This window comes from Pseudomonas sp. P5_A2_2 (assembly GCF_054177685.1).
Genome location: NZ_JBGCUL010000294.1, coordinates 1 through 5,087, shown reverse-complemented (window position 1 = coordinate 5,087; position 5,087 = coordinate 1). Strand labels below are relative to the sequence as shown.

At 60.0% G+C, this 5,087-nt stretch carries 5 protein-coding genes and 1 pseudogene; 5 read left to right on the top strand and 1 reads right to left on the bottom strand.

The genetic code is table 11. The features are described 5' to 3' along the window. The 5 genes and pseudogenes from ACXRVY_RS16705 to ACXRVY_RS16685 all read left to right on the top strand — a co-directional run. Positions 1-71 (top strand): annotated as a pseudogene (locus ACXRVY_RS16705) (pilus assembly protein); the annotation flags it as partial. Beyond that, the gene (locus ACXRVY_RS16700) at positions 65-1,285 is read left to right on the top strand and encodes an AAA family ATPase (protein ID WP_223459655.1); all 1,221 of its coding nucleotides are present in this window, start codon (positions 65-67) and stop codon (positions 1,283-1,285) included. The pseudogene ACXRVY_RS16705 and the gene ACXRVY_RS16700, both read left to right, overlap by 7 nt. Positions 1,286-1,288: 3 nt before the next feature. Next, a complete protein-coding gene (locus ACXRVY_RS16695; RefSeq protein ID WP_223459653.1) occupies positions 1,289-2,731 on the top strand; it encodes a CpaF family protein in 1,443 nt (480 codons plus the stop codon). Next, positions 2,728-3,714 carry a type II secretion system F family protein gene (locus ACXRVY_RS16690; protein ID WP_458237793.1) on the top strand — a complete coding sequence of 329 codons (987 nt, stop codon included), beginning with the start codon at positions 2,728-2,730 and terminating at the stop codon, positions 3,712-3,714. The genes ACXRVY_RS16695 and ACXRVY_RS16690 overlap by 4 nt, the downstream gene beginning before the upstream one ends. A gap of 29 nt (positions 3,715-3,743) precedes the next feature. Further along, entirely contained in the window at positions 3,744-4,709 is a 966-nt protein-coding gene (locus ACXRVY_RS16685) for a type II secretion system F family protein (RefSeq protein ID WP_223459648.1), read from the top strand. Positions 4,710-4,908: 199 nt separating this feature from the next. Here the strand turns inward: ACXRVY_RS16685 and ACXRVY_RS16680 are convergent. Next, the coding region (locus ACXRVY_RS16680; protein WP_458237794.1) for a DUF3613 domain-containing protein at positions 4,909-5,087 on the bottom strand (179 nt) is incomplete at its 5' end.

Sequence of the window (5,087 nt, the reverse complement as noted above, 5' to 3'; positions counted from 1 at the left end):
CCATCAGGGCAACGTTGCCACGTGAAAGCCTCGGGCGTCATTCCGATTCCGGGGAGATCACGCCATGCTGAATACCAGGGACACTCCACTCTCCAGTTCGACCGGCAAAGCCGGGCTCAGGTTGCTGATCAGCAGCCGTGATGCCACGTCGTTGCGCGACCTGCAGAGCGTCTGCCAACGCATGCCCAGCCTGGAGGTGAGCACTCGCCTGGTCAGCAATGGGCATGTCGACCCGCTCTACGGCCTGGACCGGATGCCCGATCTGCTGCTGTTGCGCGTCAGCCACCTGTGGCGTGAAGAGCTGGCGGCACTGTTGCAGCGCCCGGCCCATGAGCGTCCGCCGATGTTGGTGTGCGGGCTGCTGAGCGAACAGGAAGGCATGCGCCTGGCGATGCAGGCCGGTGCCCGTGATGTGCTGCCGGAGCCTGTTGCCGAGACGGAACTGGTCGGCGCCTTGAATCGGCTGGTCATGGAGGTTCGGACCGGTAGTGGGACAGTAGGGAAATTGATCGCCGTGATGAACGCCAAGGGCGGTTCGGGTGGAACCTTGCTGGCCTGCAACCTGGCTCAGCAGCTCAGCATGAAGGGTGGCAGTACCCTGTTGCTGGACATGGACCTGCAATTTGGCAGCGTGACGCATTACTTGGATGTGGCGCTGGTTCACAGCCATCTGGAGGTGTTGCATCAGATCGACGGCATGGACAGCGTCGCGCTACGGGGTTTTTGCAGCCACTTCAGCCCGACCTTGCATGTGCTGGGTGGCCGGGCCGGTGAGCTGTGTCTGCCGCAGGATGCCCAACCCGAGCAACTTGACACCCTGTTGCAGTTGGCCCGCGCCAGCTATGACTGGGTAGTGATCGATCTGCCACGGCAAATCGACCACCTCACCGGCTCCGTGCTGGAACAGGTGGATCGGGTGTACGTGGTGGTGCAGCAGAGCGTCAGCCATCTGCGCGATGCCAGCTCCCTGGTGCGGATGCTTCGCGAAGACCTGGGTGTGCGTGGGGATCAACTGCAGATAGTGGTCAACCGCTATGACAAGTCGGCGGCGGTCAGCCTCAAAGATATCGGCGAAGCGCTGCGCTGCACGAACCTGGCGAAATTACCCAACGACTTCAACGTGGTCAGCCAGAGTCAGAACACTGGCGTGCCGTTGGGTCTGCATGCGCCGAAGGCGGCGATCACCGCTGCCCTGCGCAACGTGGCCGATGACCTGGTCGGCAACCAGGTGGTTGGAAAAAAAGGTGTGCTCAAACGCGCCTTCAACCGTTTTTTCGGGGGGTGACCCATGATCAGTGACTTTCGTAACCGCTTGCGCAAACAATCCGCTAAATCCGCCCCGTCGCAGGCTAACCAGCCAGGTGACGACCAGCTGGATCCGGCAGAGGAAGTGATGGCGTGGGAGCGTGCAACGCCGGACGTTCTTTATGAAACCAAAAGTCAGGTCACCCCGGTGGAGGCCGAGTGGCGAGAAAGGATCTACCAGCAGTTGCTCAAGGTCATGGACCTGTCCTTGCTGGACTCCCTTGAACAGGCTGAGGCCACACGGCAGATTCGCGATATTTGCCAACGCCTGCTCGATGAACATTCGGCACCGGTGAGTACGTCCAGCCGCCAGTTGATCATCAAGCAGATCACCGACGAGGTGCTCGGCCTTGGTCCCCTGGAACCGTTGCTGGCCGATCACAGCGTGTCCGACATTCTGGTCAACGGTCATGCCTCGGTCTATGTCGAGCGCTTTGGCAAACTGCAACGCACCGATGTGCGCTTTCGCGATGATCAGCATTTACTGAACATCATCGACCGCATCGTCTCCAGTCTCGGGCGGCGTATCGACGAGTCCTCACCGTTGGTGGATGCCCGGCTCAAGGACGGTTCGCGGGTCAACGCGATTATCCCGCCGCTGGCCATCGACGGTCCGAGCATGTCGATCCGGCGCTTTGCGGTGGACCTGCTCAATACCGACAGCCTGATCCAGGTGGGGACGTTGACCCCGGCCATTGCCCTGCTGCTCAAGGCGATTGTCCGTGGGCGCTTGAACGTGCTGATTTCCGGCGGTACCGGCAGTGGCAAGACTACCATGCTCAATGTGCTGTCCAGTTTCATTCCGCACAACGAGCGGATTGTCACCATCGAAGACTCGGCCGAACTGCAACTGCAGCAGCCTCACGTGGTGCGCCTGGAAACCCGGCCTTCGAATATCGAAGGGCGCGGCGAGGTGAGCCAGCGGGAGTTGGTGCGCAACAGCCTGCGGATGCGTCCGGACCGCATTGTGATTGGCGAAGTGCGCGGCGTCGAGGCGCTGGACATGCTGACGGCGATGAACACCGGCCACGACGGCTCGCTCACCACGATCCACGCCAACACCGCGCGCGATGCGTTGGGGCGGGTCGAGAACATGGTGTCGATGACCGGGGCTACTTTCCCGATCAAGGCCATGCGTCAGCAGATCGCTTCGGCCATTGATGTGGTGATCCAGCTGGAACGCCAGGAGGACGGCAAGCGCAGACTGGTCAGTGTGCAGGAAATCAATGGCATGGAAGGCGAGATCATCACCATGACCGAAATCTTCTCCTTTGCGCGCCATGGCATGGGCGAAAACGGCGAAGTGCTGGGTGATTATCGGCCCAGCGGCATGATCCCCGCCTTCCGCGATGTGCTGGCCAAGCGCGGCATCGAGTTGCCGCTGACGATGTTCAGGCCTGAATGGATGGAGGCACGGCAGCCATGAACCAGGTTCCCGGTRAATTCATTCTGATGTTCCTCGGCATGGTGTTTATCGCCGTCTTCCTCCTGTCCCAGGGGGTGGCGGTGCCGGTATTCGGCGAGGCCGGCAAGATGCGCAAGCGCATCCGCGGCCGCCTGCACGTAATGGAAAAAGCCAATAATTTGCCCAACATGCAAACGGTATTGAGGCAGAAGTACCTGACGCGCTTGTCGCCACTGGAGGCCACGCTCGAGCAGTTGCCCTTTATGGCGAACCTGACACAGCTGATCGAGCAATCCGGTCATGAATATCGTGCTTATCGGGTGCTGTTGCTCGGGCTGTTCCTGGGCGCCTGTGCAGGCATCTCGATCTGGATGATCTCGTCAGTCTGGTGGATGGCGCTGCTGGCCGGCTTCGCAGTGTTCTGGGTACCACTGCTGAAAATTTCTCGCGACCGTGGCAAGCGTTTCGCTGCGTTCGAGGAAGGCCTGCCGGATGCGCTGGATGCCATGTGCCGCGCTCTGCGCGCCGGGCACCCATTCAACGAAACCCTGCGCCTGGTGGCCGAGGAGCACAAGGGGCCGGTCGCTCATGAGTTCGGCCTGACCTTCGCCGATATCAACTATGGCAACGATGTGCGCCGGGCCATGCTCGGCCTGCTGGAGAGGATGCCGAGCATGACGGTGATGATGCTGGTGACTTCGATTCTGATCCATCGTGAGACCGGCGGTAATCTGACCGAGGTGCTGGAGCGTTTGAGTCGGCTGATTCGCGGGCGCTTCCGCTTTCAGCGCAAAGTCAAAACCCTGTCGGCGGAAGGGCGCATGTCGGCCTGGGTGCTGGTGGCCATTCCCTTCGTGCTGGCGATCGCGATCATAGTCACCAGCCCCAGTTACTTGCCTGTGCTGATCAATGATCCCACCGGCCACAAGCTGATCATCGGGGCGTTCTGCGCCATGTTGATCGGAATTTTCTGGATACGCAGAATCATCCGGATTCAGGTTTAAGCGGTGTTCGCCACCGGGAGGTACAGGTCATGGACTTTTTGCTCGGGTTGTTCAGTCGGGCCACGGGGAACGAGGAGCTGGCTCGCCTGTTGTTCCTTGGTGCGATCGGTTTGAGTACGGGGCTTGTGGTCGTCGCCGTGAGTTTGCTGATGATGGGGCTTCAGGATCCCGTGCAGCGTCGCCTGGCGCTGATCAAGCGTGGTCATTTAGGCAACACGACCGGGCAGGACGCCCCGGGTAATCTGCAACTGTTGCTGGAACGGGTCGGCCAGCGCTTTGGCTCAGCCGAATCGGCACAGACTTCCGTGACCCAGACCCTGTTGATGCATGCGGGATACCGTTCCTCGTCGGCGGTGCAAATATACTGGGCGGCACGCTTGATGTTGCCGCTGTTATTGATGGGTATTGCGCTGCTGCTGTTGCCGATGATTCCCAAGGTATCCCTGATACTGGGGCTGCTGCTGGTGGTCTTGGTGGCCGGTATCGGATGGTTGGTGCCAGCGCTGTATGTCGCCAAGCGTAAGCAGATGCGACAAGGCCGGCTGCGTGCCGCGTTTCCGGATGCGCTGGATCTGATGGTGGTGTGCGTGGAGTCGGGCCTGGCCTTGCCCACGACCATCGAGCGGGTGGCCGAGGAGATGTCGGTCAGTCAAGTCGATCTGGCTGAAGAGCTGGCCCTGGTCAATGCGCAAATCCGCGCGGGCCTTTCCAGTACCGAGGCGCTCAAGCAACTGGCTGTACGCACTGGCCTGGATGACGTACAAGGGCTGGTCAGCCTGTTGGCACAGAGTATTCGTTTTGGTACCAGCGTGGCCGACACCTTGCGCATCTATGCCGATGAGTTCCGCGACCGGCGTACGCAAGCCGCCGAAGAGATGGGGGCGAAAGTCGGCACCAAGTTGATATTTCCGCTGATTTTCTGTCTATGGCCGAGCTTCTTTCTGGTCGCTATCGGCCCAGCCTTGATCGGGGTACTCAGAGTATTCGGTAAGTGAGCAGGAGTGGCTTGCTGTCGAACAGGCAGGCTGTACTGCATAAGAATGGGGTGGAGCAGGCAAACGGAGTGCATTCACTCCAATCGCCTGCTCCACCTTGTAGAACCTGGACTGTTTTTTCCTGCATTCGTGATTGAGCCTGGCTTTTTAGCCAGGCCACTCTGGACTACGCCAGAGGCTGATCACCCATCGACATGCCTCAGTTGCCGATGGTCATTTGTCCCGCTGCATCCTGGTCAAAATATTGCGGAATCGGGTAGTTGAAGCTATTCAGCCAGCGCTGCATGGCCAGGTCACGTTCGGTGGCCGAAGCGGTTTGCAGTTTAGTGGAGGCAACCACACCGCGAATCTGCAGTTGCAACCATTGTTCCATTGTTC